At 59.0% G+C, this 26,303-nt stretch carries 19 protein-coding genes and 4 pseudogenes; 12 read left to right on the top strand and 11 right to left on the bottom strand.

The annotated features are described in order from the left end of the window. Positions 1-77 precede the first annotated feature (77 nt). Both EDF70_RS26555 and EDF70_RS26550 read right to left on the bottom strand, forming a co-directional pair. Positions 78-248 (bottom strand): hypothetical protein, encoded by a 171-nt coding sequence (locus EDF70_RS26555; protein WP_245519380.1) that lies wholly within the window; start codon positions 246-248, stop codon positions 78-80. A 186-nt stretch (positions 249-434) separates the two neighbouring features. Beyond that, a complete protein-coding gene (locus EDF70_RS26550; RefSeq protein WP_132280209.1) occupies positions 435-800 on the bottom strand; it encodes a hypothetical protein in 366 nt (121 codons plus the stop codon). Between the two features lie 225 nt (positions 801-1,025). Between EDF70_RS26550 and EDF70_RS30750 the strand changes: the two genes are divergently transcribed. Next, positions 1,026-1,361, top strand: coding sequence for a GntR family transcriptional regulator (locus tag EDF70_RS30750; RefSeq protein WP_132280206.1), 336 nt, complete (start codon positions 1,026-1,028; stop codon positions 1,359-1,361). A 178-nt stretch (positions 1,362-1,539) separates the two neighbouring features. Here the strand turns inward: EDF70_RS30750 and EDF70_RS26540 are convergent. The 9 genes and pseudogenes from EDF70_RS26540 to EDF70_RS26500 all read right to left on the bottom strand — a co-directional run bounded on the left by EDF70_RS26540 (position 1,540) and on the right by EDF70_RS26500 (position 12,971). Continuing rightward, positions 1,540-2,603 (bottom strand): annotated as a pseudogene (locus tag EDF70_RS26540) (GSU2403 family nucleotidyltransferase fold protein). Positions 2,604-2,787: 184 nt separating this feature from the next. Beyond that, positions 2,788-3,081 (bottom strand): annotated as a pseudogene (locus tag EDF70_RS26535) (SDR family oxidoreductase); the annotation flags it as partial. A gap of 129 nt (positions 3,082-3,210) precedes the next feature. Then, the gene (locus EDF70_RS26530; protein ID WP_132280203.1) at positions 3,211-4,122 is read right to left on the bottom strand and encodes a nucleoside hydrolase; all 912 of its coding nucleotides are present in this window, start codon (positions 4,120-4,122) and stop codon (positions 3,211-3,213) included. Positions 4,123-4,242: 120 nt separating this feature from the next. Then, complete coding sequence (locus EDF70_RS26525) at positions 4,243-5,301, bottom strand: ABC transporter ATP-binding protein (RefSeq protein WP_245519379.1); 1,059 nt, start codon at positions 5,299-5,301, stop codon at positions 4,243-4,245. A 51-nt stretch (positions 5,302-5,352) separates the two neighbouring features. Next, on the bottom strand, positions 5,353-7,089 hold the full coding sequence (locus EDF70_RS26520; RefSeq protein WP_132280197.1) for an ABC transporter permease subunit: 1,737 nt from the start codon (positions 7,087-7,089) through the stop codon (positions 5,353-5,355). Between the two features lie 121 nt (positions 7,090-7,210). After that, positions 7,211-8,281: an ABC transporter substrate-binding protein gene (locus tag EDF70_RS26515; protein WP_132280194.1), complete on the bottom strand. Its 1,071-nt coding sequence runs from the start codon at positions 8,279-8,281 to the stop codon at positions 7,211-7,213. 70 nt (positions 8,282-8,351) lie between these two features. Beyond that, a complete protein-coding gene (gene argE / locus EDF70_RS26510) occupies positions 8,352-9,557 on the bottom strand; it encodes an acetylornithine deacetylase (protein ID WP_207908336.1) in 1,206 nt (401 codons plus the stop codon). After that, a complete protein-coding gene (locus tag EDF70_RS26505; protein ID WP_207908335.1) occupies positions 9,554-11,896 on the bottom strand; it encodes a glycoside hydrolase family 3 C-terminal domain-containing protein in 2,343 nt (780 codons plus the stop codon). The genes argE and EDF70_RS26505 overlap by 4 nt, the downstream gene beginning before the upstream one ends. A gap of 121 nt (positions 11,897-12,017) precedes the next feature. Further along, on the bottom strand, positions 12,018-12,971 hold the full coding sequence (locus tag EDF70_RS26500) for a LysR family transcriptional regulator (RefSeq protein ID WP_132280188.1): 954 nt from the start codon (positions 12,969-12,971) through the stop codon (positions 12,018-12,020). A 284-nt stretch (positions 12,972-13,255) separates the two neighbouring features. On the opposite strand from EDF70_RS26500, the gene EDF70_RS26495 reads away from it, so the two are divergent. From EDF70_RS26495 to EDF70_RS26445, 11 genes and pseudogenes are all read left to right on the top strand, one after another. Continuing rightward, positions 13,256-14,506 carry an NAD(P)/FAD-dependent oxidoreductase gene (locus EDF70_RS26495; RefSeq protein ID WP_132280185.1) on the top strand — a complete coding sequence of 417 codons (1,251 nt, stop codon included), beginning with the start codon at positions 13,256-13,258 and terminating at the stop codon, positions 14,504-14,506. 54 nt (positions 14,507-14,560) lie between these two features. Then, positions 14,561-14,974 (top strand): RidA family protein, encoded by a 414-nt coding sequence (locus tag EDF70_RS26490; RefSeq protein ID WP_132280182.1) that lies wholly within the window; start codon positions 14,561-14,563, stop codon positions 14,972-14,974. Positions 14,975-15,064: 90 nt separating this feature from the next. Continuing rightward, positions 15,065-15,742 (top strand): DUF1028 domain-containing protein, encoded by a 678-nt coding sequence (locus tag EDF70_RS26485; RefSeq protein ID WP_132280179.1) that lies wholly within the window; start codon positions 15,065-15,067, stop codon positions 15,740-15,742. Positions 15,743-15,759: 17 nt separating this feature from the next. Then, positions 15,760-16,186 (top strand): annotated as a pseudogene (locus EDF70_RS26480) (SMP-30/gluconolactonase/LRE family protein); the annotation flags it as partial. Between the two features lie 263 nt (positions 16,187-16,449). After that, positions 16,450-18,033, top strand: a pseudogene (locus EDF70_RS26475) (ABC-F family ATP-binding cassette domain-containing protein); the annotation flags it as partial. A gap of 289 nt (positions 18,034-18,322) precedes the next feature. After that, positions 18,323-18,892, top strand: a complete 570-nt coding sequence (locus EDF70_RS26470; RefSeq protein WP_245519378.1) for an RNA polymerase sigma factor — start codon at positions 18,323-18,325, stop codon at positions 18,890-18,892. A 132-nt stretch (positions 18,893-19,024) separates the two neighbouring features. Beyond that, complete coding sequence (locus EDF70_RS26465) at positions 19,025-19,942, top strand: FecR family protein (protein WP_165932148.1); 918 nt, start codon at positions 19,025-19,027, stop codon at positions 19,940-19,942. Between the two features lie 150 nt (positions 19,943-20,092). Continuing rightward, a complete protein-coding gene (locus tag EDF70_RS26460; protein WP_165932147.1) occupies positions 20,093-22,525 on the top strand; it encodes a TonB-dependent siderophore receptor in 2,433 nt (810 codons plus the stop codon). Positions 22,526-22,527: 2 nt separating this feature from the next. Then, positions 22,528-23,418, top strand: a complete 891-nt coding sequence (locus EDF70_RS26455) for an ABC transporter substrate-binding protein (protein WP_245519388.1) — start codon at positions 22,528-22,530, stop codon at positions 23,416-23,418. Position 23,419: 1 nt separating this feature from the next. Beyond that, positions 23,420-25,405 (top strand): Fe(3+)-hydroxamate ABC transporter permease FhuB, encoded by a 1,986-nt coding sequence (gene fhuB, locus EDF70_RS26450; RefSeq protein ID WP_165932146.1) that lies wholly within the window; start codon positions 23,420-23,422, stop codon positions 25,403-25,405. After that, a complete protein-coding gene (locus EDF70_RS26445; protein WP_132280164.1) occupies positions 25,402-26,154 on the top strand; it encodes a siderophore-interacting protein in 753 nt (250 codons plus the stop codon). Before fhuB ends, EDF70_RS26445 begins: the two co-directional genes overlap by 4 nt. Positions 26,155-26,303: the final 149 nt, after the last annotated feature.

Raw genomic sequence — 26,303 nt, 5'->3', positions numbered from 1 at the left:
CCAGGAAAGGCCAATGTTCTGCAAGTGTCACTGAATGTTCAGGCCGCCGAACACCAAGTGACCACTGACGTCGGCCATCAAGGGAATCTCAAGTCCAAACCCAGCATGCTGCTTACGAAAAAGGCGATAAGCGCCACGATCAGTAGCGCGAGAACGAAGAAAGTGGTCATCTTGACGCCGGTGCCCAGCATAGCAAGCGTTGCCCCCTTCTCCCCCTGATCGTAGTGCCACTTGATAGCGAAGAACATGGCTATTCCCAAGACCAGAACCTTGAACGTAACGAAGACGATAGGTACCCAATTCATGGTTGTGTCTCTCTGTGCATCACGACAGGTCTTGAGATCTCATCCCGCCCGAGCGCATGCTTGCATGGATAGCTATGGCAGACGGCAGCAGCTTTGGCTAAGCGAAAGCCCTTGATTTACCTGCAACTGTCAAAGCGTTTCATGGGCTGGTTGAGCGCCGAGAGTAACGACGTTCGACACGCTATTCAGGGGCTTTTCTCGCACGCGGTCGTCGTCGCCCTTCATATTGTCCGCCTCAAAACGGAAACGATCGCTGGCAAGCCAGCGCTTCACCAGCCAAAACGGCAAGAGACACGCGAAAAGCACCGGAGGAAGCGCGACAAACAGGTGTACCCCGACTGAAGGTGAATAAACAAACTGGATCATGCCCACCAACGCCGCACCCACAGCGCATATCAAGACGACCACAACGAACGCCAGCCTGTCCCACGGCGGGGAGGCAAGCCCACCGGATCTGCTGTGAATAGGTGACAACATAGCCCTGTCGTCGGTCATGTCATATCTCCAATAAAATTGACTGCATATACAAAAACATACAATACTGCGATCAATAGACGTATATCACATATTGTCGCAGGGTACTGCCTCGTGAAGGCTGCCGTTGAAAGACGTTGAAAACCATCAAACGTGTCTAATGTTGCCGTTTTTCTTGAATTCTGCGGAAAATTTAAACCCCATGCACCGACCATATAATGGATTCGATTGAATGCATTTTAATGGATGAATGATGAGTTCTCCTGGACGCCTCAGCTTGATACCTGGGAGGCGCCTATTTACCTGGCTATTGCGAACGCTTTGGCTCAGGACATCCCAAATGGGCGACTTGCGGAAGGCAGGAGGTTTCCAACGCAGCGCAAACTTGCCAACAAGCTTGGTATCGACTTCACCACAGTCAGCCGACCCTACTCTGGCGCGTTACAAGACCCTGCTGATCGAGTGGATTTCAGAGTGAAGACATTTGGACGGGAACGAGACCCAATTCCCTCGCATTGCCAAATGGGTGATGGATTCCCAACCTGCAACCACCGCCTTCAGCGAGGCCTTGCAAATGCTTAGGTACGCTGTCTTTACGCACTTGGTTCGAACGGGAGGCCGATGCTTCAATTGGCGTGGGAAGCAGACCTCCAATGCTCTTGATGGGAGTTGAACCGGCGTAAAACTGACCGTATCCTTAAGAACTTGAAGCCGATGCGCGATTTTGGATTCGTAAACCCGTTGCCGACTTCTACGTGCTCTAAGGAAAGCCCTCCGGCGGATCTGAACCGATCTCGGTGTTACCTTGTCTCCTGATCCGGTTAAGCGCATCTTGGCCTTCCGCAGACAACATACTGTTTGCAGCCTTCTGAAGAGCCTCTTGCCACGCTGGCCCACGTTGCCACGCTTCCTCGAACGCAATCGGGAAATCGGACGCTCTGCGGGTCTCATAAAGAGCTTCAAAAAGATTTCGGCCTGGCGAATATCTTTGTCGCGTTTAACCGCACCTAGACCGTCGGCTCTGCGTCTTGTGGCCACAATCATTTTATGCACCGCATATCGAGCAGGATCTGGAACAGTCACTGGGATGCCGCTCTTGTGCAACAGGATCGTTCTCAAGGGATCTCTGATCAGGAAGTCGAGAAACCGAAGTGGATCCGCACTTGCGCCACCAAGAGCAGGCATGCTTGCGGGTCGGTCGATGTAGTCATCAGATCCCCGGTTCGAAGTTAGAAATTCGACACGATATCCAGTTGCCTTCTGGAAGGCGGACGAGGCAATCGAACCTAATCGGTGGGGGACTGGCGGAAAACTTGGATCAACGTTCTGCAGGAGATCAACAATGGGCGGACGCGTGTCTTCAACCTCGCGAGAGACTGCATTATCCTGAGCGACATCAGCATCTCCGGTCAGAATTGCAGCCGCCTGCAATCGAACACCGAGCAAGCCCGCATAGGTCTGGAACGCGACCGCGCCGATGAGCATACCGAAGAGCCGAAAGAGGCCGCCGGATGCAAGCGCTTCCACGACCGTTCCTGACATCGTATCCGGTGCAATCATCCCGCCTTCAGGAGTGAGACTGCTTACCATCCGTCGTCGTGCGAGAAGATCATCTTTCTGCTGCTGGTGTGTTTCGACGCGCCGCGTGATCTCAGCATCTTCGGCTGGACCGACATAGCGCCGGGATTTCCCACCGGAACCATCTGAGATGTCGAAAAATCAGTAGTTTTTTCCCTTGACCACAACGCACTTAAAGCGGCCTTCTGGGGGAAAGTTGGCGGTCCAAGCGGTGTCCATCGACCGTTGTTCCAGCTCCGCCAGCATTGTCTGATAGACGAGCGCGTGAAGTGCATGTGACAGGAGGAGACTTTTTTGGCGGCCCCAAGTCTGCCGCGCGGCCGGACAGCTGCAGCGCCATAAGTTCAGCCGCAGCCGCCACTCGCAACAAATGAGATTGGTACCGCTTTAGCGGATGGAGGTGGCGACCGGCCGACTTACGACCTGATGTTCAAGCGGTCGGAATAGTCCCACCGTCGATAACATGTTCCGTGCACGTGATGGACGATGCTCGATCCGATGCAAGGAACGCGATCAGGTCGGCGACTTCTTCCGGCGCGGCTGGTCGTCCCAGAGGTATGTCGCCGAGCGACTTCATGATCAAATCCACCGCAGCGTCGTAGCTGATACCGGCTTCCTCGGCGATCCGCAGAGCCAGACCATTGGAGCCGGGACTGGCGATCCAGCCGGGAGAAACCCGGACCAGCCGTACACCTTTCGGAGAAACCTCCTTGGAAAGGCTTTCAATAGCGCCGCATAGCAGGAGCTGAACACGCTGATCCGGCGAAGATGTTGTTTCAGTGCTGAGGCCATGAACCTCATTGCGTTTGCGCCAGTGACCGGTTCAGACGGACACGGAACGACAAACAGGCGCTCAGTTTAGAGCATCAACAAACACGCGCCTGAACTCCTCAGCGTCAACGCCCGTGACGATCGCGCAATTTGGTGAGCGTCCGTCAAGATGACGCTCGCTGACAGCAGCAATCACTTGACCGGCGGCCGGCCCGCTATCAGTGGAAATGGATACATGCGCCTGCTTCGTATCGAACATTTCCGGTTTGAGCATCCAGGCAATCGCGGCAGGGTCATGCAAGCAGGGATCCTTGGCACCGTAGTTGATCAGCAGATGCGCAGCTTCTCTTGCTACGGGATTATCGATCGCCTGTACCTGCCCTATCATATCCTCTGTCACTGTAGCCTGACGTGTGACATCGAGGCCGAGCATGGTGATCGGGATACAGCTGTCAAAAACAATCGCAGCAGCATGCGGATCGACGGCAAAATTGAACTCGGCCAGCGGCGTCGTATTGCCGGGGCAGAATGCAGCCCCACCCATGATGGTGATGGCGCTGATGAAATCCGGCAGGTCCGGATCGAGAAGCAGCGCCAACGCCAGATTGGTCAGCGGACCAGTCGCGCAGATATGTAACTTGCCTTCGGAGCGGGCGATGCGAGAGACCGCGTTTGCCGCATGTCCATCCGCCAGCGGCATGGTGGGTTTGGGAAGCGTGCTGCCGGCAAGGCCATCCGACCCGTGCATGATGGAGAGGCGACCACGCGATGCCATGATCGGACGGGCCGCACCGGAATAGACCGGAATATCCTGCCGCCCGCAGAGTTCCAGGATGCGCCTTGCATTGTTGACGACAGGTTCAAGCCCGACATTGCCCGCCACGCAGGTCACGGCAATCATGTCGAGCGCATCGGGGCGACCAAGCGCCAGCAGCATGGCCAGCGCGTCATCGGCGCCGGGATCACAGTCGTAGAGAAAACGCAGTGCGGCCATGTTTCGGTTGCTCCGGTCAAAACTGTTTGGGGCGTGCCAAAAAAGCACCGACAAAGTCTGGAGTTTGTACCCGAGCCGGAAACGCTATCGCTCCCGGCTCGGGGACGAAGGCCCTGGGGATTAGGCCTTATCTATGAGGAAGCGGGCAGTTTCCGGCGCCCATCCGAAGCGCACCGTCGAGCCGACTTCCACGTCGCCTGCCGTTGCCGGTGCGCGTGCAATGATTTCCTGCTCGCCGGCGTCGATGATGACGCGCAGTTCCGAACCGCCATAGACCGTTTCGCGCACACGTCCCTCGCAGAAACCCTCACCAAGCGTGATGACTTCCGGTCGCACGACGATCGCGCCCGTGGTTCCTTCTGGCGGTGCATCGCCAGCGATCGGCAGGGTGCCGATGGCAGCTTCAAGCGCGCCTGCCTTTACTGTGCCGCGGATGATCGAGGAGACGCCAATGAAATCTGCGACGAACAGGTTCTGCGGCTCGTCATACATCTGACGCGGCGTGCCGAGCTGGGCGATCTTGCCGTCGTTCATCAGGCAGATGCGATCAGACAGGGCGAGTGCTTCCTGCTGGTCGTGGGTGACGAAGATGATCGTCGCACCCGTTTCGCGGTGAATGCGCTTGATTTCGATCTGCATGACCTCGCGCAGCTTGGCATCGAGCGCGCCGAGCGGCTCGTCCATCAGGATGATGGCGGGATCATAAACGAGGCAGCGGGCGAGCGCGACGCGTTGCTGCTGGCCACCGGACAACTGCGAGGGGGAGCGTGCGGCCGCATGCGCGAGACCGACGGTTGCCAGGGCCTTGGCCACCTTGGCATCGATTTCAGCCTTCGGCAGGCTGCGCATTTTCAGCGCAAAGCCGACATTCTCGGCCACGGACATATGCGGGAAAAGCGCATAGTTCTGGAAGACGACGCCGATGTCGCGCTTGTTGACCGGCGCATGGGTCTGGTCCTTGCCGTCGATGATGACGGTGCCGGAGGTCGGCTCCTGCAGGCCGCAGATCAGCTGCAGGAGCGTGGTCTTGCCCGAACCCGAAGGACCGAGAAGGGTCAGGAGTTCACCCTTGCGCACTTCGAGATCGACATGATCGAGTGCGGTGGTCTGACCGTAGAGCTTGGCGAGACCCTGTACCTTGAGCTTGATTTCCGGCGTGCTGGCAGAAGCGGCTGACATGGCGATTGTGATTCCTTTGGTCGTGATGGGATCGGCTGGGTTACGCATGTGTCAGCGCGGCCTTGCCTTTTCGGCGATGACGAAGAGCACTGTCACCACCGCCACGATGAAGACCGAGGCAGCAGCCAGGGTCGGGGAAATGCTGAGGATGATATCGTCCCACATCTGCTTGGGCAGGGTCTGCTTGACGCCCGCTCCGACGAAGAGCGCAATGGTGAGCTCCTCGAAGGAATGCAGCAGGCCGAAGAGGAATGCCGCGATGGCGCCACCCTTGATCAGCGGCAGAAGCACGAGCCGGATCTGCTGCCAGCCATTTGCACCGAGCGTGGCCGCAGCCTGCAGCAGCCGCCAGTCGAAGCCCCGGAACGTGGTCAGCAGGATGACGAAGACAATCGGCATGGCCGACAGTGTATGGCCAAGAATGATGCCGGTATCTGTGGCGATCAGGCCGATCTTGGCCAGCACGTAGAACAGCGACACGCCGATGACGATATTGGGTACGATCATCGGCAGCATGAAGGACAGGAAGATCACGCCGCCTGCCTTGCGCTGCGTGCGTGCCAGACCATAGGCCGCCATGCCCGAGATGAGGGTGGCGATGATACCCGTGACGATCGCGACGATCGCCGAGCGTGAGGTCGCCCCCATCCATTGGTCGGAACTGAGATAGGTCTGGAACCATTTCAGCGAAAAGCTTTTCGGCGGGAATTCGAGAAAACTCGAACCCGAGAAAGCCATGGGCGGGAATGCCAGAACCGGCACGATCATGATGGCGATCACGATCCAGACGAACGCGGTGAACACACCGCGTCCGAGGCGCGCGGGGAAGAGGTTGGCGATGAAATCGCTGACACCCGAGCCGATCTCGATGACCGCGCCGCCGATGGCTCCGATAACGCCACCGCGTTTGGTCGATGCGCCATTACCGGAGACGGCCGACATTCCGAAGAAGCGATCGTAGACGGCGATGGTGATCAGCGTCACGGCAAGGAGGAGAGCGGCAAGAGCACCTGCAAGGCGCAGGTTGAAGAGCTGCTGCACCTGGGTAATCATCATCTGGCCTATGACGGTTTCGCGTGGCGAACCAAGCAAAGCCGGCGTGATGAAGAAGCCGAGCCCCATGACGAAGATAAGCAGGCCGGCAGCGGCCACACCCGGCATGGAAAGCGGCACGAAAATGCGCCAAAAGGACTGGCTGCGGCTTGCCCCCATTGTCATCGCGGCGGGGATCAGTCGACCGTCGATCGACAGCATGGTCGGCAGCATGGTGAGGATCGCGACCGGCAGCATGGCATGCGCCATGCCGAAGATCACTGCGCCGCGGCCATACAGCAGATCGAGTTGCGTATCGAAACCCATGCCGGTCAGCATCTGCGCGACGATGCCCTTGCGGGCGAGCAGCACGATCCAGGCAAAGTTTTTCAGAAGCGGGCTGACCCAGAACGGCAAGAGGACCAGCCACATGGCCATGCGCCGACGACGTTCCGACATGCCGGCCAGCCAGACGGCGATCGGATAACCGACCAGAAGGCAAACGAGGGTGACCTGCGCGGAGATGGCGAATGTGTTGGCAAGCACCTTCACGTAGACACCAGCTGAAAACATCTGTCGATAAACGGACAGGTCGAAAGCACCGGATTTCGGATCGACGAAGGATTGCCAGATCAGCGCGCCGGCCGGAAGGATCAGCAACAGAGCCATGTAGACAAGACCCGGCATGGTGAGCCAGAGGCTGTCCGCCCTCAGGCGCTTCCGTGAGAAGGTGTCTTTGGCGGAAAGTTCAGCCATGGATGTCCCGTTCGTTGAAATGGCCCGTTCAGCATATCGCAGAACTGGGCCACCCATTATCAGATAACTGGTCCCGCCATGGGGCGAGACCTGAAGCTCAGGTGGTCGTTGGCGCTGAAAATCAGCTCAGGATCCACTGTTCGAAGCGCTGGGTCAGTTCGTCCTGATGTTCTGCCCAGTAGGCAGCGTTCATGACAGTCAGGCCCTTGATGTTGGCGGGCGCCGTCGGCAGGAGCTGAGCCTTCTCGGCGCTCAGATGTTCGTAAGCCTTCATGTTGGTCGGACCGCAAGCCAGAATGTCCGTATAGGCGGCCTGACGTTTTGCATCCAGGCACCATTCGATGAACTTGCGAGCCAGATCAGCCTTCTGCGTGTTGCCGGCAATGGTCCAGCCATCGATGTTGAACAGGCCGCCGTTCCAGACGATGCCTGCCGGCGCGCCGGCATTGATGGCTGCCTGTGCGCGTGTCGACCAGGTCGACATCATGTCCAATTCGCCATTCTGGAGCAACTGCGTGGCGTGAGCGCCCGAAGTCCACCAGATGTCGATGCTGGACTTGATCTTGTCGAGGCTTTTGAACGCACGCTCGACGTCGAGCGGATACAGCTTGTCGAGAGGAACGCCATCGGCGAGAAGCGCCATTTCCAGCGTCGTAACCGGGCTGCGCCACATGCCGCGACGCCCCTTGAAGGCTTCGGTATTCCAGAAATCGGCCCAGCTGGTCGGAACCGTCTTCACGGTGTCCTTGCGATAGGCCATGGCCAGTGCGAAGATCGCGACACCGGCAAAATCGTTTTCGAACGTATGCGGCGCGAAATCGGCCTTGTTGGGAACCTCGATGTTGAGCGGCAGCATGTAGTTGTCGCCGAGCTTGCGGATGCGCAGAACATGTTCCGGCGTCATCAGGGCAACGTCAAACAGCTTGGTGTCCGTGTCGATCGCCATCTTGTACTGCGGGATCGGGTCGGGCTCATTGGTATTGGTTTGGATGGTGACGCCGGTCTCGGCAGTGAAGGTGTCATAGAAGGCAAGTTTGAAACCTTCATAGAAGGCGCCGCCCATGTCGCGCACGACCAGCGTTTCGCCGGCGAATACGCGATTGCCCTTCAGAATGACCGGAGCGGCAAGCGCCACGGCGGCAAGCCCGGTGGTCGTCTTCATGAAGCCACGGCGTGATACATTATTATTCATTTTTACCCTCCGGCGTTTTTGTTTTGACCTTCGTCAACTCTACTCTTCCCGTCGCTGCGGCTTCGGTAAATTACAATTTTCCGTGCATCTGCTTTGGCACATGCGAAGCAAGCGGCCGACGGCTTGTGCAAAAGCGAATGACGGCCTCCGCAAGGACCTGGTCGCACAGCGCCAGCTGGGTTTCCTCGATGAATTCGTCGGGACGATGCCCCTGTTCCATGCTGCCGGGTCCGCAGATCACAACGGGCACATCCAGTGCCTGCGCGAACAATCCGGCCTCGGTTCCGAAGCTGACGCGGCACTCTCCGGCTCCCTTCGGAAGGCAGGCGGCAAAGGCCTGCACGACCGGGTGGTCCGCATCAATCGAATGGCCAGGATAATTGCCGGTGATCTCGATATCTATAGACGCTTCCTTGAACCGATCCTTGTGCGGGGCAACGGCCGCCGCGCCGGCCTTGCGGACCTGTTCGGCCAGAGCCAACGGGTCATCCCCCGCCATCATGCGGCATTCCATCAGGAGATCCGCATGATCCGGTACCAGATTGACAGCGGTGCCACCTGACAATTTGCCGACATGAACGGTGGCATAAGGCACCGAATATCCGGGCTCACGCAAACCACGCGCCTCGATTTCGTCCTGCAATTTGCGCAGACCGGAGATGAAATCGGCGGCGATATGCAGGGCGTTGAGCGCCAGCGGCGCTTCAGCGGAATGGCGCGGAACGCCCCTGGCCTTCACCTGGAAAGCCATCTTGCCCTTGTGGCCAAGGCCAAGCTGCATCGACGTCGGTTCACCAATGACGATAAGGTCGGGCAAGATATCCCGACCGGCAATCTCCTCAAGCATCGGCCTGACGCCGACACAGCCGATCTCCTCGTCATAAGAGATCGCAAGCCACAACGGCGCCGCCAGACTTTGGAAATCGATCGTCTGCGCAAGCGCCACGGCCGATGCCACAAACCCCTTCATGTCGGTCGTGCCTCGCCCGTAGAGCTTGCCGCCCTTGCGGGTGACGCTGAACGGCGGAACTGTCCAGTCCTGCCCGGCAACCGGCACGACATCGACATGCCCCGAGAGCATCAAGCCTCCCGGCACATCCGGGCCAAGACGCGCCAGCAGCGCCACCTTTTGTCCCGTTGCATCGATAAAGCGTTCGCAGACCGCGCCGGAATTCGCCAGCGCCGCCTCGATCTCGTCGATCAGCGGCAGGTTCGTGGCGGAACTGATGGTGGGGTGAGCCACCAATCGTTCCAGCCAATCCTGCGTCGCGGTCACAGTCTTTTCTCCGCCTCGTCCATCGCCGCGTTGATCTCGGCAACGAGACCGGCAACCTCGGCTTCGGGAATGGAAACGCGGAGACGGCGCTCGAGCGAGGTGAAAATTCCAAAGAACGAGTTCGAGCAATGATTGAGCATGCGCATGGCATCCTCTCTCGAAATATTGCAGCGGTCCGTCAGATAGGCGCAGATATGCTCGCAGGCGATGGCGTTCGGCAGGACATAAGCCGGTTGGGTGTCATAAGCGATGCGACGATGCGGCAGGACAGACGGCTTGATCGTCAGATCAGCGGAAAGTTTCGGATCACGCGAGGAGGCGCCGACCACGAGACGGGCCTCGACGCCTTCCAACACCCAGCGACCAAGTGCCGGATCCCAGATCGCCAGATCCGAACCCTTGAGGGTGATTTTGACGCGCTTGCTCTCGCCCGGCGCCAGCATCGGCTTGGCAAAACCCTTCAGTTCCTGCGGCGAGCGCTTCAACCGTTTACCGGGTGCCTGCAGGTAAAGCTGCGCCACTTCGGCACCGGTGCGTTCGCCGGTATTGGTCACGGTGAAGGCGACGGCGATTTCGTCCTTCAATCCGATCTCGGATGACGAGACGGACAGGTCGGAATAGGCAAAGCTGGTATAGCTCAGGCCGTGGCCGAAGGGGAACAGCGGCTCAATTTCGCGCAGATCATAAGAGCGGTAACCGACATGGATACCTTCGCCATAGATATGTCGACCGTTTTCACCCGGATAATGCAGGAAGCCGGGAACATCGGCGAGACGCTTCGGAAAAGTGACGGAAAGCTTGCCGGACGGGTTGACCTTGCCGGTCAGCACGTCGGCGACGGCACCACCCATGGCCTGACCGGAATAGAAGGTGACGAGAACCGCCTTCACCGCCTCGATCCACGGCATTTCCACGGCATCAGGGCAAGCGATCACAACGGCGACCTTGTCAGACACGGCAGCCAGCGCCGCAATCATGGCATCCTGACCGGGGCCGAGCGCCAGCGTGGTGCGGTCGGAACCTTCGCCGTCATAAGCCCCTTCGGTCGAGGTGTAGACCAGAACCAGATCCGCCTTGGCGGCCAGTGCCAGCGTATCGGCATCGGCTTCCTCGCGGAAGGTCAGACTATGATTTTCGCCCAAGGCCAGCTCCAGTTGCTCCAGTGGCTGATCGACCATGGTCGGGATTGTTGTGGCGCAACCCGAACCCTGGATGACCGGCGTGCCGGCGTCGCGACCGACGACGAGAATGGTTTTTATCTCCGGCCGGATCGGCAGCAGATCTTCATTGCGCACCAGAACCATGGAGGTGGCGGCCATTGCACGGGCTTCGGCATGGTGTTCTTCGGCGGTGTAGACCGGCACAGGCTGGCTTGCACCTTCGTTGCACCGCGCGATCATGTCGAGCATGCGCTGGCACGACAGGTTCGCCACCTCGGCCGGGACACTGCCGTTGTCGAGTGCGGCGAGAAGATCGGCCTTGCGGCGCGGGCTTTCCGGCATGTCGAGATCGCCACCGGCCATCAGCGAAACCGGGCGATCCTTGATGCCATGCCAGTCGGAAACGACAACGCCGTCAAAACCCCAGTCATCGCGCAGGACCTCGTTCAGGAGCCAAGGGTCCTGCGAGGCCTGCACGCCGTTGAGGCGGTTATAGGAGGACATGATCGTCCAGGGTTTCGATTGCTTGATGGCGATCTCGAAACCCTTGAGATAGATTTCCCGAAGCGCGCGTTCCTCGATGACGCTGTCCATCGTAGTGCGTTCGACTTCGGAATTATTGCAGGCAAAATGCTTCAGCGAGGTGCCAACGCCTTGGCTCTGGATGCCTTCGATAACCGCCGCCGACAGCTTGCCGGTAACCAGCGGATCTTCCGAATAATATTCGTAGGATCGGCCGGCGAGCGGTGTGCGACGCAGGTTGATGCCCGGACCAAGCAACAGGTGCACGCCCATGGCGCGGCATTCCTGGCCGAGAAGCACGCCCAGCCGCTGCATCAGGCCTTCGTCCCAGCTGTTGCCCATCGCCGAACCATTGGGGAAGCAGGTGGCCGGCTTCATCTCACCCCAGGCAATAGCGACATCGCTGGCGCGCTGGTTGACCACCGATAGAAAAGCATCGAGATCCATGCCGCCGCGTTCGTCGCTGTCGATCTGCGGGATCGAATAGCGCACGCCGTAGGTTCCGTCGGTCATGACGATCGGCTTGATACCGTACGCGGGAACCGCTGCGGTTTTCCACATTCCGAAGCCGGAAAGCAGATCGACCTTTTCCTGATTGGTCATCGCCTCGACGATCAATGTGATTGCCTGGTCTGCGGACTTGGTCTTCTCGTGCATTCTCGACTCCGTAATGCGGCACTCACCGCACTGGTCAGGCGGCGTTTGGCGCGCACACTGTCAGCCGACGATCAAAAAGAAAAATAGGATATTCGAAACTGGTGCTTTGAAAAAAGCGAGCCTAGGCATTGCCGGTGCGGCGCAGGTTGAGGATCGGCGCCTCCATGCCCGGCACGTAGTTATCGGAAATGAGGTTGGCGCAATGCGTTTCGAAGGTCCGCACCATCCGTGTCGAGACCTGCTGCCCAACACGGATCAGGCCGATACGCATCGGCTTGTGTTCACCCGAGAGGCGCAGACTGACGAGCCGCCTTCCATCCAGCGCCGCCTTGTTCTTGGGGCGAACATTGGCGAGCGTATAACCATAGCGGCTGGCGACCATCGTACGGATGACTTCCTGGTGCTGGATCTGCGCGACGATGTTTGGCGTGGCGCCAGCCGCCGCGAAAAGTCCCAGAAAATAATCACGAGACAACGGCAGATCGAGAAGGATGAACTCGTGTGCCTCCAGCTCGGCAAGGGAAATCGCCGAACGCTCCGCCAGCGGGTCGGTTTCCGCGACCTGAACGTAAGGCGGCAGTTCGGCAAGCGGGGTAAACTCGAACCCTTCCGGTACCAGAAGATCGTAGGAAAGCGCGATATCCAGTTCTGCACGCTCCAGCTTGGTCAGCAGCGTCCGATGATCGGCGACCGTGGGCCGAACGGTCACGCCGGGATAGGCGGCCTTGAAACTCTGGCTGACTTCCGGCAGCAACATTGGCGCGAAGGTCAATAGACAGCCCAGCGACAGGGTCCCGCGGATCTGGTCCGTCGCCTCGGAAGCGGCCGTGTAGAGGTTCTGCACCTGCTCGATCACAGCCTTTGCCTGCAACAACAGTTTTTGCCCGGCCGGCGTCAGCGACAGGCCCTGTGCATGGCGCCTCAGGAAAAGCTGGGTGTTGAGCTCGATTTCCAGCTGCGAGATTGCGGTTGAGATCGACGGCTGCGAAACGCGAATGCGATCCGATGCAAGCGTGATGGAGCCGGCTTCGGCGGTGGCGATGAAATATTCGAGCTGACGCAAAGTGAAACGCATGTGGGGCCCTGATGCCGTATGTCAGGCACGAAGGCCGACGGGTGTGCCCATGCCTATGCGAGGCTAAGCAAGCCAGCTTACTATTTGCGGTTTGCTAAAAAGTAAATATTCTGTTGCCGCCGGTTTTGCTTAACGGCGCTTCACGAGGCGCTCCCGCCCTGCTTTCGGCAATCCTAACCAGTGCTGCAGCAAATCGTAATTTTCCGAATGCCAACCGTTCGTTAGAGCGGAATGACAGCTGACGCCGATCGGCGGGTCGTGGCGAAAAAGAAAAGGGCGAGAGCATGTCAGTCGAGAAGATCCATACGCTGGTGGTCGGAGCCGGCCAGGCAGGTGTGGCCATGAGCGAACATCTGAGCCGCAACGGCGTCGATTACCTCGTGCTCGAGCGCGGACGCATTGCCGAGCGCTGGCGTTCGATGCGGTGGGATTCGCTGGTTGCCAACGGCCCCGCATGGCACGACCGTTTTCCCGGCATGGATTTTCCCGGCCACCCGGATGCATTCGTGCCGAAGGAAGGTGTCGCAGACTATTTCGAGGCCTATGCCGGCATGCACAAGGCGCCGATCCGCTGCGGTGTCGATGTCACCAAGGTCGAGCGTCTTGAAGACCGCCCCGGTTTCCGCGTCGAAACGTCGAATGGTGTGATCGAAGCCCTCAATGTCGTTGCGGCCACCGGCCCGTTCCAGAAGCCAAGCATTCCGTCGATCGTGCCCGCAGATGCCGGCGTCACGCAAATGCATTCGAGCGAGTACCGTAACCCTGCCCAGCTCGCCGAAGGTGCTGTTCTGGTGGTTGGCGCCGGTTCCTCCGGCGTCCAGATCGCCGAAGAACTCATGCTTTCCGGCCGCAAGGTCTATCTGTCCGTCGGCCCGCACGACCGCCCGCCTCGCGCCTATCGTGGCCGCGATTTCGTCTGGTGGCTCGGCGTGCTCGGGAAGTGGGATGCGCAGGCGCAGGCCCCAGGTTCGGAACATGTCACCATTGCTGTCAGCGGCGCGCATGGCGGCAAGACCATCGATTTCCGTCGCCTGGCGGCACAGGGCATGGTGCTGGCCGGCATGACCGGCGCTTACCGTGACGGATCGCTTTCCTTCGCTGACGATCTTGCCCGTAATCTCGACCGAGGCGACCAGAACTATCTGTCGCTGCTTGACGAGGCGGATGCCTTCGTTGCTCGCAACGGCCTTGACCTTGCGCAGGAGCCGGAGGCACGGGTGCTTGGTCCGCAGGTCGATTGTGTCACCAATCCGTTGCGCGAACTCAACCTTGGCGAAGCTGGCGTCACCACGATCATCTGGGCGACGGGTTTTGTTTCCGATTACAGCTGGCTGAAGGTCGATGCCTTCGATGAAGCTGGCCGCCCGAAGCAACAGCGGGGCGTCACGGCTGAAAAAGGCATCTATTTCCTCGGCCTGCCCTGGCTGTCCGGTCGTGGCTCCAGCTTCATCTGGGGGGTCTGGCACGATGCCAAGCACGTGGCCGACCACATCCTCATCCAGGACACCTACCTCGCCTACGCGCCGCAATCCTGAGATACCGACAGAGATCGACCGGCATCTTCCATGAATAATCCGATGGAGACAAGAATGGCACATACGCGCATTCGCAAGTTCAACACCAAGGAAACCTATCCCGAGCAGAATCTCGACAATGACCTCTGCCAGGCCGTCGTCGCGCGCGGCACGATGATCTTCCTGCGAGGCCAGTGCCCGCAGGATCTCGACACCGCCAAGAACATCGGCAGCCATGATCCGGTCGAACAGACACACAAGGTGATGCAGAACATCCGCCAGCTGGTGCAGGAATCCGGCGGCCAGATGGAGCATGTCACCAAGCTGGTCGTCTATCTGACCGATGTTCGCCATCGCGAGGCGGTTTACCGCACGATGGGCGAATATATCAAAGGCGTCTTCCCGGTCTGCACGGGCCTCGTCGTCGTGGCGTTGGCCCGGCCGGAATGGCTGGTCGAGATCGACGCGACGGCTGTCATCCCGGACTGATCGTTTTCGAAGCGATCGGCCGGCAGCTGCGGGCCGATCGCGATCAGTCGACCGTAAACATAGCCACACCGTCCTGACACAGGAGTTCCCATGACCTTCTCAATCGTTGCTCGCTGCGAGCAGTCCGGCCAGTTCGGCGTGGCGATTTCCTCTTCCTCGCCTGCTGTCGCTGCCCGCTGCGCATGGGCACGTGCCGGCATCGGTGCGGTTGCGACCCAGAACGTGACCAATCCTGCGCTCGGCCCAAAAATGCTCGACGAGCTTGCCAAGGGCGCAGGCGCGGCGGACGCCGTCACCACGGCGCAACAGAGTGATGATTTCCCCGGCTATCGCCAGTTGCTGGCGGTGGATATACAGGGCGGGACCGCCATCCATTCAGGCCCCAACGCCCTCGGCATCTGGACTTCGGCCACCGGCAGTCAATGTGTTGCCGCCGGCAACCTTCTCGCCAATGATGGCGTACCGCAGGCGATGATCGATACGTTCAAAGCCACGACAGGTACCCTGGGTGACCGCCTCATCGCTGCGCTCAAGGCCGCCGTCGATGCAGGTGGTGAAGCGGGGCCCGTTCGTTCTGCGGGCCTGCTGATCGTCGACAAGGAAAGCTGGCCTTATGCCGAACTGCGCATCGACTGGTTGGATGAGGGTTGTCCGATCGCAGCGGTGGCACGCGCATGGGATGTCTACAAGCCGCAGGCCGCGGATTACGTGACACGTGCGGTAAACCCTTTGGCCGCTCCCTCATACGGCGTACCTGGCGACGAGTAGGAAGGACGCGTTCTGCCGGCCGACACGTCACCTGCGCCGAGATCGATGGCTCGATAACCGTTCTGGCCGACAGTTTTCAGGGCAAACGCCTGAATTCGCCGAACGACGACGTCGTCAGATGCGATGGCAGCGTGTGGTTCACCGATCCCACTTACGGTATCAAGTCGGACTAAGAGGGCTATAGTGCCGAACCGGAGCAGGCGACCCGCAACGTCTATCGGCTCGATCCGGCAAGCGGAAAACTCGACGCGGTGATCACCGATTTCGGTCAGCCCAACGGGCTTGCCTTTTCTCCGGACGAAAAACGCTCCACGTCGCGGGTTCGTCCTCAAGTCACGACACCGGCGCCCGCGCCATTTCCGTGCCTTCAATGTCGATGATGATGGCCATGCCACCAAAAGGAAGGTGTTTTGCGAACTCGAAAACGGTCTGCCGGACGGCTTTGCTTCACCCTCCTCACGCGGCAGATTGGTCGGCATCTATCGCAAAATCTGGCCCCATAGGTTTCGCGATCGCGGACTGCCGGATTTGCGGTATTAGGAAACCTCTTGTCGAAAATACTGAAAATCTGCAGCAGCGACTTGATGGAGATTGGCGACCAAGGCAGTGTTGCAGCGCAGCATCCACCGCCATCGCTTTTCCCGATGGGCATCGGCCATTCATCGACCGCGCTTGCTATCAGGGAAGACTTTGCCCAAGACGGCGCAATGATTTCAATCTCCGATCTTTCCACCCGCATCGCCGGCCGTCTTCTCCTTGATAAGGCCAATGTAACGCTTCCAAGCGGCACCAAGGCTGGCCTTGTTGGCCGAAATGGCGCGGGAAAATCCACCCTGTTCAAAGTCATCACCGGGCACCACGGCGCCGAAAGCGGCTCGGTGTCTATCCCCAAGAATGCCAGGATCGGGCAGGTAGCGCAGGAAGCTCCCGGTACCGAAGACAGTCTCATCGAGATCGTCATGGCGGCCGACAAGGAACGCGCCGCGCTGATGCTGGAGTCGGAAACAGCAACCGACCCGGAACGCATCGCCGATATTCAGATGCGGCTGATCGACATCGATGCGCACTCGGCAGAAGCGCGTGCATCCAGCATTCTGGCCGGCCTCGGTTTTAACCAGGAAGCCCAGCTTCGCCCGGCATCGTCCTTTTCAGGCGGCTGGCGCATGCGCGTGGCACTGGCATCGGTGCTGTTTTCCGAACCTGACCTGCTGCTGCTCGACGAACCGACCAATTATCTCGACCTTGAAGGCACGCTCTGGCTTGAGGATTACATCCGCCGTTACCCTTACACGGTCATCATCATCAGCCATGACCGCGACCTGTTGAACAACGCCGTCAATGCCATTGTCCATCTCGACCAGAAGAAGCTGACCTTCTATCGCGGCGGTTACGACCAGTTCGTGCGCCAGAAGGCCGAAAACGACGAATTACAAACCAAGGCAAAGGTCAAGAACGATGCAGCGCGCAAGCATCTGCAGAGTTTCATCGACCGCTTCAAGGCCAAGGCATCCAAGGCCAAACAGGCACAATCACGCGTCAAGGCGCTGGAACGCATGGGTACGGTATCTTCGGTCATCGAAGATCACGTTCAGCCCATAACCTTTCCGGAACCGGCAAAGCAGCCTGCCTCGCCGATCATCGCCATCGATGGTGGTTCCGTCGGTTACGAACCAGGCAATCCCATTCTCAAGGGCATCAATCTGCGTATCGACAACGATGACCGAATTGCGCTGCTGGGTTCCAATGGCAACGGCAAGTCGACCTTTGCCAAGTTCATCTCCGGCCGTCTTGCACCCGAAACCGGCGATCTGCGGATAGCCCCTTCGCTGAAGATCGGCTTTTTTGCCCAGCACCAGCTGGACGATCTCGTGCCTGAAGAATCCGCTATCGAGCATGTGCGTAAACTGATGCCGCAGGCGCCGGAAGCCAAGGTGCGTGCCCGCGTGGCACAGATGGGACTTGCCACCGAAAAAATGGCGACTGCTGCCAAGGATTTGTCCGGCGGTGAAAAGGCTCGTCTGCTGATGGGTCTGGCGGCATTCCATGCGCCGAACCTGCTGATCCTCGACGAACCGACCAACCATCTGGACATCGACAGCCGTCGTGCGCTGATCGAAGCGCTGAACGATTATGACGGTGCCGTGATCCTGATCTCGCATGACCGCCATCTGATCGAAGCGACAGTCGACCGCCTGTGGCTCGTCAACAACGGCACCGTTACCACATTCGAAGGCGACATGGACGAGTACCGCGATCTCATCGTTTCATCCGGGAAAAAGAAGAAAAAAAAATGATGCCTTGATCGATGCCAGTTAGAAGGCACGGCAATGCAAGACCAATACCCAAAGCGCGCTTCGTGGGCGCTTTGGGTTGCTTCTCCGGTGCGGCAAAGATTTTTCGGCTATAGCCGGTTTGCCGCACGATCTGTCGAATTGATATTCCCCTTTCGACAGTGCCGGGGCGGGCTCGCTGGTTGCCTGGCGGCGTAGATATCTCTGATCTGCCGCACCGATTTGCCTATCGCGACGACGTTTGCGGAAAATTTGATTCACAATATCAAGTTTATGTTTTATCTGGCGGTTGGACGAGCAGATTGCTCGCTATTTTTATCAGCTTCACGAAACGCATGTCCCTATGCCAGCCAAGAAGACATCAACGTTGCTTCACGCCCTGAGCGAGAGTTATGGCGAACTGGTTGGTTATCTGACGAAACGCCTAGGCGGTCGTTCGGAGGCGGAAGACGCGTTTCAGGACACCTATCTGCGCACGCAACGTATTGTAGACGACAGCGACATTGCCAATCCCCGCGCCTATGTGTTCCGGATCGCCGAAAATGTCGCGGTCGATCACCTGCGCGGCCGGGTTGCGCGGTCTCGATACATCTCGTCAGGCGAACTGCCTGATATTCCCGATCATGCGAATAATACCGCCGAGCACGCGCTGGATTACCGCCAGCGGCTCGAAAGGTTGAAACAGATCGTCGCCGCTCTGCCCGCGCGCCAACGCGAGGTGTTCCTGATGCACAAGTTCGATGGCCTGACGCATAGTGAAATAGCTGCAAAGCTTGGCATTACCCGAAGCGCGGTTGAAAAGTTGATGATCAGGGCGCTGGCGACATGTCGGTCGAAGATGGATGAGTTCCTTGACTAGAGAACAAAGAAATTCACCCTCACCGGTGAGGGACTGCACCCTCTGTTCCGTCTTGGCTTCAAGGCGAATGATATTCGCCGACACGGCAAATCGGTGGCATTGATGGTAGGAAAATCGGAAAACGGCGCCATAATGGACCACGCAACAGCCTGGTTCGTCCGCATTCAGTCCGGCGAAGCCACGGCTGAAGACCGTGCAGAGCATGCCCGGTGGATGTCGGAGCCCGCCAACCTGCAGGAATATATGAAGGTCGCAGCTCTGTGGTCGGATTTCGATGTCGTCGGAGACCCTCGCAAGGACAATCTGCAAAAGACAGGCCGCGGCAATCTTTTGAGCCGCCGCGGTTTCCTGGCCGGGAGCGCCACCGCAATAGTGGCAGCCGGCGTCGTCACTGCCTCCCTGCCGATCGCCGCCTGGACCGCCGACTACTCGACCGGAACCGGTGAGCAACGCGTGGTGAAGCTTGCGGACGGCTCGACGGCCAGCCTCGACGCAGAAACGGCGATTGCCCTCGATTTCACCGAAAACGCACGGGCATTGCGACTGATCCGCGGGCGCGTGTTTTTCGATGTCGCCAAGGACCCATCTCGCCCTTTCAGGGTCGATGCGGGCGATGGCAGCACAACGGCGCTCGGCACACGGTTCGCCGTGCATAAATGGAGCGACAATGTGACTATTGCCGTGGAGGAAAGCGCCGTCTCGGTTGTTGCATCCGACCGAACGTCGGTGATCGTCCGGCAGGGGGAGAATGTGACTTATGCGACCGGCGGCGGCGTTGGGGCAATCGAGCGAATTGATGCCGATGCGGAAACGGCATGGCGTCGCGGCAAGCTGATCTTTGAAAACCGGCCACTCGGTCAGGTTATCGCCGACGTCAACCGCTACCGCAGCGGCATGATCACCATGACCGATACGGCCTTGGCCAGCATGCGCGTCACAGGAATTTTTTCGATAGACAATCCCGACGGCGTGCTCGACGCCATTACCAGCGCACTGCCTGTCCGAGCCGTTTATCTCAGCCGCTATCTCGTTGTTCTCAGCTCCGCCTGACAGGCCGCGCTAAAACATGAATTTTATTTTCAAGTAAGTGTGAGGTGATCGTTATCGCCATCCGTCTTGCTGTCATAAGGGTGCGGGGGACGCGCCCAGATCCGTAGTGTTGGAGTGACAGGGGCGATGAAGGTGTTGGTTTCCAGAAAAATGTCCGCGGGCGTAACAATCGCGGCAACCAGTGTGCTGGCGGTAATGTTGGCTTCGGTCTCGCCTCTGCCGGTTCTCGCTCAACAGCAGGGTGGAACCACAAGCCGGGCAGCGGCCATCAATTATACGATACCCGCCGGGCAGCTCAGCGCCGGCATCATGCGGTTTGGCGACAGGGCAGGCCTGCAGGTGATCTTTCCGGCAGCGCTGGTAAAAGACAAAACGACGCGCGGCATTTCTGGAACATTCACCCGCGAACAAGCGCTTAGCCGTCTTCTGGATGGCACAGGTCTTTCCTACAGTTTCACCAACGCCAATACCGTCACATTGCGCGGTCCGGCGGCCCCAGGCGATGCGGCAGCGGGCGGAGACAGCACGCAGCTGGGCACCATCACGGTTGCGGGCCAGGGTGGCGCATTCGAGCATGTTGACGGCTATGTCGCAAACAGTTCTTCGACCGGCACGAAGGGAGATATTCCCATTCTTGAAACGCCGCAGTCGATTTCCGTCATCACCTCAGACCGGATGAAGGACCAAGGCGTTCAGAGCATCAATGAAGCGCTGCGTTACACCGCCGGCGTGCGTTCTGAATCCAGCGGTTCGCAGATGATGGACAATCCACTTTATCTGCGCGGCTTCCAGCAAAGCAGCCTCGACACGTTTCAGGATGGGCTGCGGGCCGTAACGCCGGGATATTTCGGTTTCTTTGCGCTCGATCCTTATGGCGTGGAGCGCATCGAGGTTCTCAAAGGGCCCTCATCGGTTCTTTACGGCCAGCAAGTGCCGGGCGGCATGGTCAATACGGTCTCCAAACGTCCGACCGATAATCCGGTCAATGAGATCGAGACCGTATTCGGCAGCTTCGATCACTACCAGGGCGGCTTCGACCTTGGTGGCGTTTCCGAAGACAAGACGATCATGTACCGCTTTGTCGGCATGGCGCGCGATGCCGGCACACAGGTCGATCATGTCGATAACGATCGGCGCTATTTTGCCCCGAGCTTTACCTGGGCACCGGATGAAGACACGAAACTGACCGTCCTCGGCTCCTACCAGCGTAATGACGGCGATTTTTACGCGCAGGTTCCCGCTGCAGCCGTCCTGTTCGACAATCCCAACGGTCATATTCCATTCAACCGATTTCTCGGTGAACCCAGCTGGGAATACGAGACGGCCGATCGTACGGCAGTGGGATACGAATTCCAGCACCGCTTCAATGACACTGTCCAGTTCGAGCAGAACTTTCGCTATACGCACCTGACCAACCATCGCCAGTATTTGCAGGCGAGCGGTGCTCTGGTGGGTAACCGCACCCTCAACCGCACATACAATCTGCGTGACATCGAGAACGATGGCATCGCCGTGGACAATCGCCTGCGTTTCGATTTCGATACCGGAGCGATTGAACACAAGGCGATCGTCGGTGTCGACTATCTCTGGGGATCGTCGAAATGGCTTGAGCAACGCGGTGCAGCGCCCTCGATCGATATCTTCAATCCGGTCTATGGATCGCCGATCAATACCGGCACATGGACGAGCAGATCCCTGTCCGACATCACCGCCTCGCAGGCGGGCATCTATGCACAGGACCAAATCAAGTTCGACAACCTCATCCTGACGCTCGGAATTCGGCAGGATTGGGCATGGCGCGACACGGAAAACCTCCTTGCGGGCGGCGTAACGACGCAACGTGACCACTCCTTCACCAAACGCGCCGGCCTGACCTATCTGTTCGACAACGGCATCGCGCCTTATGTGAGCTATTCCGAGTCCTTCTCGCCAGTGGTCGGTACAGACAGCCTCGGCAATGTGTTTGTACCGGAAACCGCGCAGCAGTACGAAGTCGGCATCAAGTATCAGCCGGCGGGTTTCGACGGTCTGTTCACGGTGAGTGCCTTCGATCTCGCTCGCCAAAACGTCCAGACCTATAATTATGCTGATCCGCGCGTTACCCTTCAGACAGGTGAAGTTCGGGTACGCGGCTTCGAGTTGGAGGCACTTGCCAACCTCGACGACGGCCTGAGCCTGACTGCCGCCTATACCTATTCGGATGCGGAAATCACCGAGACGGAAACGACAAGCCAGTTGGGCAACACGCCCTATCGCGTGCCCCGGCATACCGCGTCCATCTGGTTGAACTACGAAATGCAGCAGGAAGCGCTTGACGGTTTGAGCATCGGTGGCGGTGTTCGGTATATTGGCGACACCTGGGGCAGCGACGACAACACGTTCAAGGTCCCAGCCTTCACACTTGTCGATGTCGCACTTCGTTATGATTTCGGCCAGAAATTCCCCGAAGCAAAGGGGCTCTCTGCATCGCTGAACGTCAGCAACCTGTTCGACAAATCCTATGTCCCCGGCTGCTTTACGGTGAATGCCTGCAATTACGGCTCGGAACGCACCTTCACGGGCAAGCTGAGCTATCGTTGGTGAACATGCCCGAGTGTGCCCCTGCCCTCATAAGTCGCCGCCTCGCCGTATTCGGTGCGGCGGCGACCGTCCTTGTCCGGCCGAGGCAATCCATTGCAGGCACCGATCAAAAAAGGCCGGCGGTCATCGATTGGGCAGCCGCCGAGACACTGCTGACGATGGGCATCAAGCCGGTTGGAATTGCCGATCATCACGGGTTCCGCGAGACGTTCCAATCCTTCGCCAACCTTCAAGGCGTCACCGATCTTGGCTCCACCTGGGAACCCAATCTGGAATATATGGATCGCCTCAAACCTGACGCGATCTATCTGCCGGGATGGAGTGCGATTTCAAGACCGCAACTGGAAAGCATCGCGCCCGTTCGGCTCTGCAGCATCCATGGCAGTGGCGGCGATCCGGTCGAAAGGGCGATAGAGTTTTCTCGAACGGTGCTTTCGCATTATCCCGAGGCCGAGCAACGGGACGTGATGCTCGGAGCGCAGCGAAGGTTGGCTGATATGCAGCGCCAACTGCCACCGCGCCGCATCGTGCTCATCAACCTGCATGGCACCAACCGCTTCGTGAACATCTATGCCGCCGGCAGCCTCCCGGACAGTGTCGCAAAACATTCAGGCCTCAAAAACGCCTGGACCAGCGACGTCAACGGTTTTGGTTTTTCATCGATTGGCATCGAAAAGCTGATGACGGTTTCCGACAGCGACATTGTCATTCTCAACCAGGGCAGGCTCACCGCCAACGCCCTCACCGCGATGGAAGACAATTCCCTCTGGGCCGGCCTGCCGGCTGTGCGCGAGGGTCGCGTCCACCTCACACAGCCGGTCTCGATCTTCGGTGGCCTCGCATCTGCCACTGCTCTCGCAGAATGGTTTTCTGCCACGTTCAGCGATGCGTCCTGACATGACGAGGCCGGAACTGCCCTCCTCAGTGCATGCCGTGCGGGCAGTCACCATCCTCGTGACGGCGCTCGCAACAATCCTGGCGATCCAATCGCTCAACGCCGTTTTGCCGATGGCTAACTGGCTGGCGGCGATCACCGCAGATTTACCGAGCTCGCCGAACGAGTTGCTGTTCATGCAGTCGGCTCTGCCGCGTTTGTTTATTGCGTGGCTGAGTGGCGCAGCGCTTTCGCTTGCGGGAACAGTTTTCCAACAGACCTTGCGAAACCCGCTGGCAGAACCGACAACACTTGGCAGTTCCGCCGGCGCACAGGCGGCACTTCTCGCATCGCTCATCTGGGCACCGGGCTTGCTGATACACGGATATGGTCCGATCGCCATCGCCGGTGCAGGCCTTGCCACCGCACTCGTATTCGGCATCGCCCGTCGCGGCTCGACCACACCCATCTCGATGGTGATGGCCGGCCTCGTGGTGAACCTGACGCTTGCAACGATCTGCGCGATCATCGTCCTTCTGCATCCGGACCGTAGCGAAGAGCTGCTGCAATGGCAGACGGGCCGCCTTGAGCAAAGCGGCTGGGGGCCAGCCCGCGGACTGTTCGTGTGCCTTCTCATCTGTGCTTTGACAATAGTGCCGATCAGGCGCCCGCTCTCGCTTTTCAATCTCGGCGATGACGCCGTTCTTTCATTGGGTTTGAAGCCGAACCAATTGCGTATTGCGGCCTTGCTGATCGCACTCGTTCTATCCGGCGCAGTGGTTGCCGCGGTTGGCATTATCGGTTTCATAGGCTTGGCGGTTCCGGCATTGGTGCGATCGATCGGAGCCGGTCGGCTGGCGGATCGCCTGTTATGGGCACCGCTGCTGGGCGGCGCGCTTCTCGTCTGCGCGGATCAACTCGTCCAATGGCCGACAATGGGAGGAGGACGACTGCCGACAGGCATCGTCGCATCGCTGCTTGGGGCACCGGTTCTGCTCCTTCTTCTCAAACGGATACGAACCGGCATTTCAGCGGCGCCAGCGCATTCATCCTCCCGTCGGGCATCGACAGGTCAGCTGACGTTGCCGGTTCTGGTCTGCGCTTTCGTGATCCTGTTGTGTGTCGCATTCGTTATTGGTCGCGGGCCCGACGGGTGGGAACTGACGACAGACATCGACCTGATTCTGCGATGGCGCGCCGCCAGGATCGTCGCGGCCATCGCCGCCGGCATGCTGCTCGGCATTGCCGGGATGCTGATCCAGAAGCTGACGAGCAACCCATTGGCCAGCCCGGAAGTGATGGGCGTTTCATCAGGCGCGACGTTCGGAGCGGCGATCTTTATCGTGGCCTATGGCACCGTCAGTGTTTCCGCCCTTTTGGCCGCTTCGACAGCAGGTGGTTTGGCCGTCGTGGCCGTCATCGTCACGCTCGGCTGGCGACACCGGTTTTCCTCCGAGCGCCTTCTGCTCACCGGTATTGCGCTGTCGACGGTCGTCGGCGCACTGTCCGCCTTTCTGATTTCGACCGGCGGCCCGGTGCGTGCACTTCTGCTGACCTGGATGTCGGGTTCGACCTACCGGGTCACCACCGATCAGGCAACGCTGGTTGCAGCCATCGCCATTGCTTCCATCGTCCTCACTCCCCTGCTCAATCGCTGGCTGGAAATCCTTCCATTGGGTGAACCGACAGCAACAGCGCTCGGCATCGATTTGAAGCTGGCACGCGGCACCATCATGCTTTCCTGCGCGATCGCTGCCGCTGCGGCGACGCTTGTGGTTGGTCCAGCAAGCTTCGTCGGCTTGCTGGCACCACAACTGGTGCGCCAGATCGGCTTCACTCGCGCCCTGCCTCAGCTGCTGGCTTGCGCACTGGCAGGCGCAACAATCATGCTTGTCGCCGACTGGCTCGGTCGCATGCTGATTTTTCCGTGGCAGATCCCCGCCGGTGTGCTGACCAGCCTGGTCGGTGGACCGTTCTTCCTTTTTTACCTCTGGAAAGGCCAGCGATGAAGGATTGCTATCTGGGCGAAGTCGTCTCGTCCAATCGGATAACCCCGAATATGATCCGTATCGAATTGGGCGGCGCGGACCTCGCACGTTTCGCTACGAGCGGCTTTGCAGACGAATGGGTGCGACTGGTATTTCCGGCCGCAAACGGCGTGATTACCATGCCGCGCATGGTTGACGGCCGTTGGCAGATGCCCGGTGATATGCCCCGTTCGCCGATGCGCCCCTATACCGTGCGGCACTGGAACAGCGCCGAAGGTCGCATGCTCATCGAATTCGTCGTCCACGAGGGAGGCATCGCGTCGGACTGGGCGTCCTCCGCCAGAACCGGTGACACGATTGGGCTGACAAGCCCGCAAGGCAAATACGCACCACCGGAAAATACGGGACTTATCGTTTTGGTTGCCGATGCCACAGGCCTGCCTGCGGCATGCCGTATCATGGAAGAACATCAGGGGATCTGCCCCATCCAGGCCCATCTGGAGATACCGTCCGCCGAAGATATTCCAGGCGATATCAACCCGGAATATCGCATTGCATGGAGCTTCGGCTTCGGACTGCATTCCGAAATCACCAGGCTGGAGGAGATCTGGAATGACGTTCGTCTTCCCGAACGGAACAGCTATATTTGGGTGGCTGGAGAAACGAGGATCGCCACCCAGATCCGCCGTCAGCTTCTCGATGTCGCCGGATTTGAGAAAGAGAGCGTGACGGCGATCGGATATTGGACGAGAGGCAAGACGAGAGATTGATATGCCTTAAGCTCCTGATGGGGATTGGACTGTCGAGCTGATTGTCAGGTTCACTAAGAGTCCGTCCGAGAATTCATGATGGTCGTGCGATGCGCCTTGTCAGCGTCATGATGGATGCAGCATAGAGAAATGCTTCGGCCGACTTTATC

The organism is Neorhizobium sp. JUb45 (assembly GCF_004343585.1).
In the GTDB taxonomy this organism is placed as follows: domain Bacteria; phylum Pseudomonadota; class Alphaproteobacteria; order Rhizobiales; family Rhizobiaceae; genus Neorhizobium.
Note: the sequence above shows the minus strand (reverse complement) of the source record. Positions and strands in the feature narration are given on the sequence as shown.

What these genes read in the sequence shown, in the direction of transcription:
- EDF70_RS26465 (WP_165932148.1), top strand. Translation starts at nt 19,025, where the DNA reads ATGGACCACGCAACAGCCTGGTTCGTCCGCATTCAGTCCGGCGAAGCC.
- EDF70_RS26505 (WP_207908335.1), bottom strand. Translation starts at nt 11,896, where the DNA reads ATGCACGAGAAGACCAAGTCCGCAGACCAGGCAATCACATTGATCGTC.
- EDF70_RS26500 (WP_132280188.1), bottom strand. Translation starts at nt 12,971, where the DNA reads ATGCGTTTCACTTTGCGTCAGCTCGAATATTTCATCGCCACCGCCGAA.
- EDF70_RS26555 (WP_245519380.1), bottom strand. Translation starts at nt 248, where the DNA reads ATGTTCTTCGCTATCAAGTGGCACTACGATCAGGGGGAGAAGGGGGCA.
- EDF70_RS26495 (WP_132280185.1), top strand. Translation starts at nt 13,256, where the DNA reads ATGTCAGTCGAGAAGATCCATACGCTGGTGGTCGGAGCCGGCCAGGCA.
- EDF70_RS26485 (WP_132280179.1), top strand. Translation starts at nt 15,065, where the DNA reads ATGACCTTCTCAATCGTTGCTCGCTGCGAGCAGTCCGGCCAGTTCGGC.
- EDF70_RS26460 (WP_165932147.1), top strand. Translation starts at nt 20,093, where the DNA reads ATGTCCGCGGGCGTAACAATCGCGGCAACCAGTGTGCTGGCGGTAATG.
- EDF70_RS26490 (WP_132280182.1), top strand. Translation starts at nt 14,561, where the DNA reads ATGGCACATACGCGCATTCGCAAGTTCAACACCAAGGAAACCTATCCC.
- EDF70_RS30750 (WP_132280206.1), top strand. Translation starts at nt 1,026, where the DNA reads ATGAATGATGAGTTCTCCTGGACGCCTCAGCTTGATACCTGGGAGGCG.
- fhuB (WP_165932146.1), top strand. Translation starts at nt 23,420, where the DNA reads ATGACGAGGCCGGAACTGCCCTCCTCAGTGCATGCCGTGCGGGCAGTC.
- EDF70_RS26525 (WP_245519379.1), bottom strand. Translation starts at nt 5,301, where the DNA reads ATGTCAGCCGCTTCTGCCAGCACGCCGGAAATCAAGCTCAAGGTACAG.
- EDF70_RS26445 (WP_132280164.1), top strand. Translation starts at nt 25,402, where the DNA reads ATGAAGGATTGCTATCTGGGCGAAGTCGTCTCGTCCAATCGGATAACC.
- EDF70_RS26455 (WP_245519388.1), top strand. Translation starts at nt 22,528, where the DNA reads ATGCCCGAGTGTGCCCCTGCCCTCATAAGTCGCCGCCTCGCCGTATTC.
- EDF70_RS26530 (WP_132280203.1), bottom strand. Translation starts at nt 4,122, where the DNA reads ATGGCCGCACTGCGTTTTCTCTACGACTGTGATCCCGGCGCCGATGAC.
- EDF70_RS26520 (WP_132280197.1), bottom strand. Translation starts at nt 7,089, where the DNA reads ATGGCTGAACTTTCCGCCAAAGACACCTTCTCACGGAAGCGCCTGAGG.
- EDF70_RS26550 (WP_132280209.1), bottom strand. Translation starts at nt 800, where the DNA reads ATGACCGACGACAGGGCTATGTTGTCACCTATTCACAGCAGATCCGGT.
- EDF70_RS26515 (WP_132280194.1), bottom strand. Translation starts at nt 8,281, where the DNA reads ATGAATAATAATGTATCACGCCGTGGCTTCATGAAGACGACCACCGGG.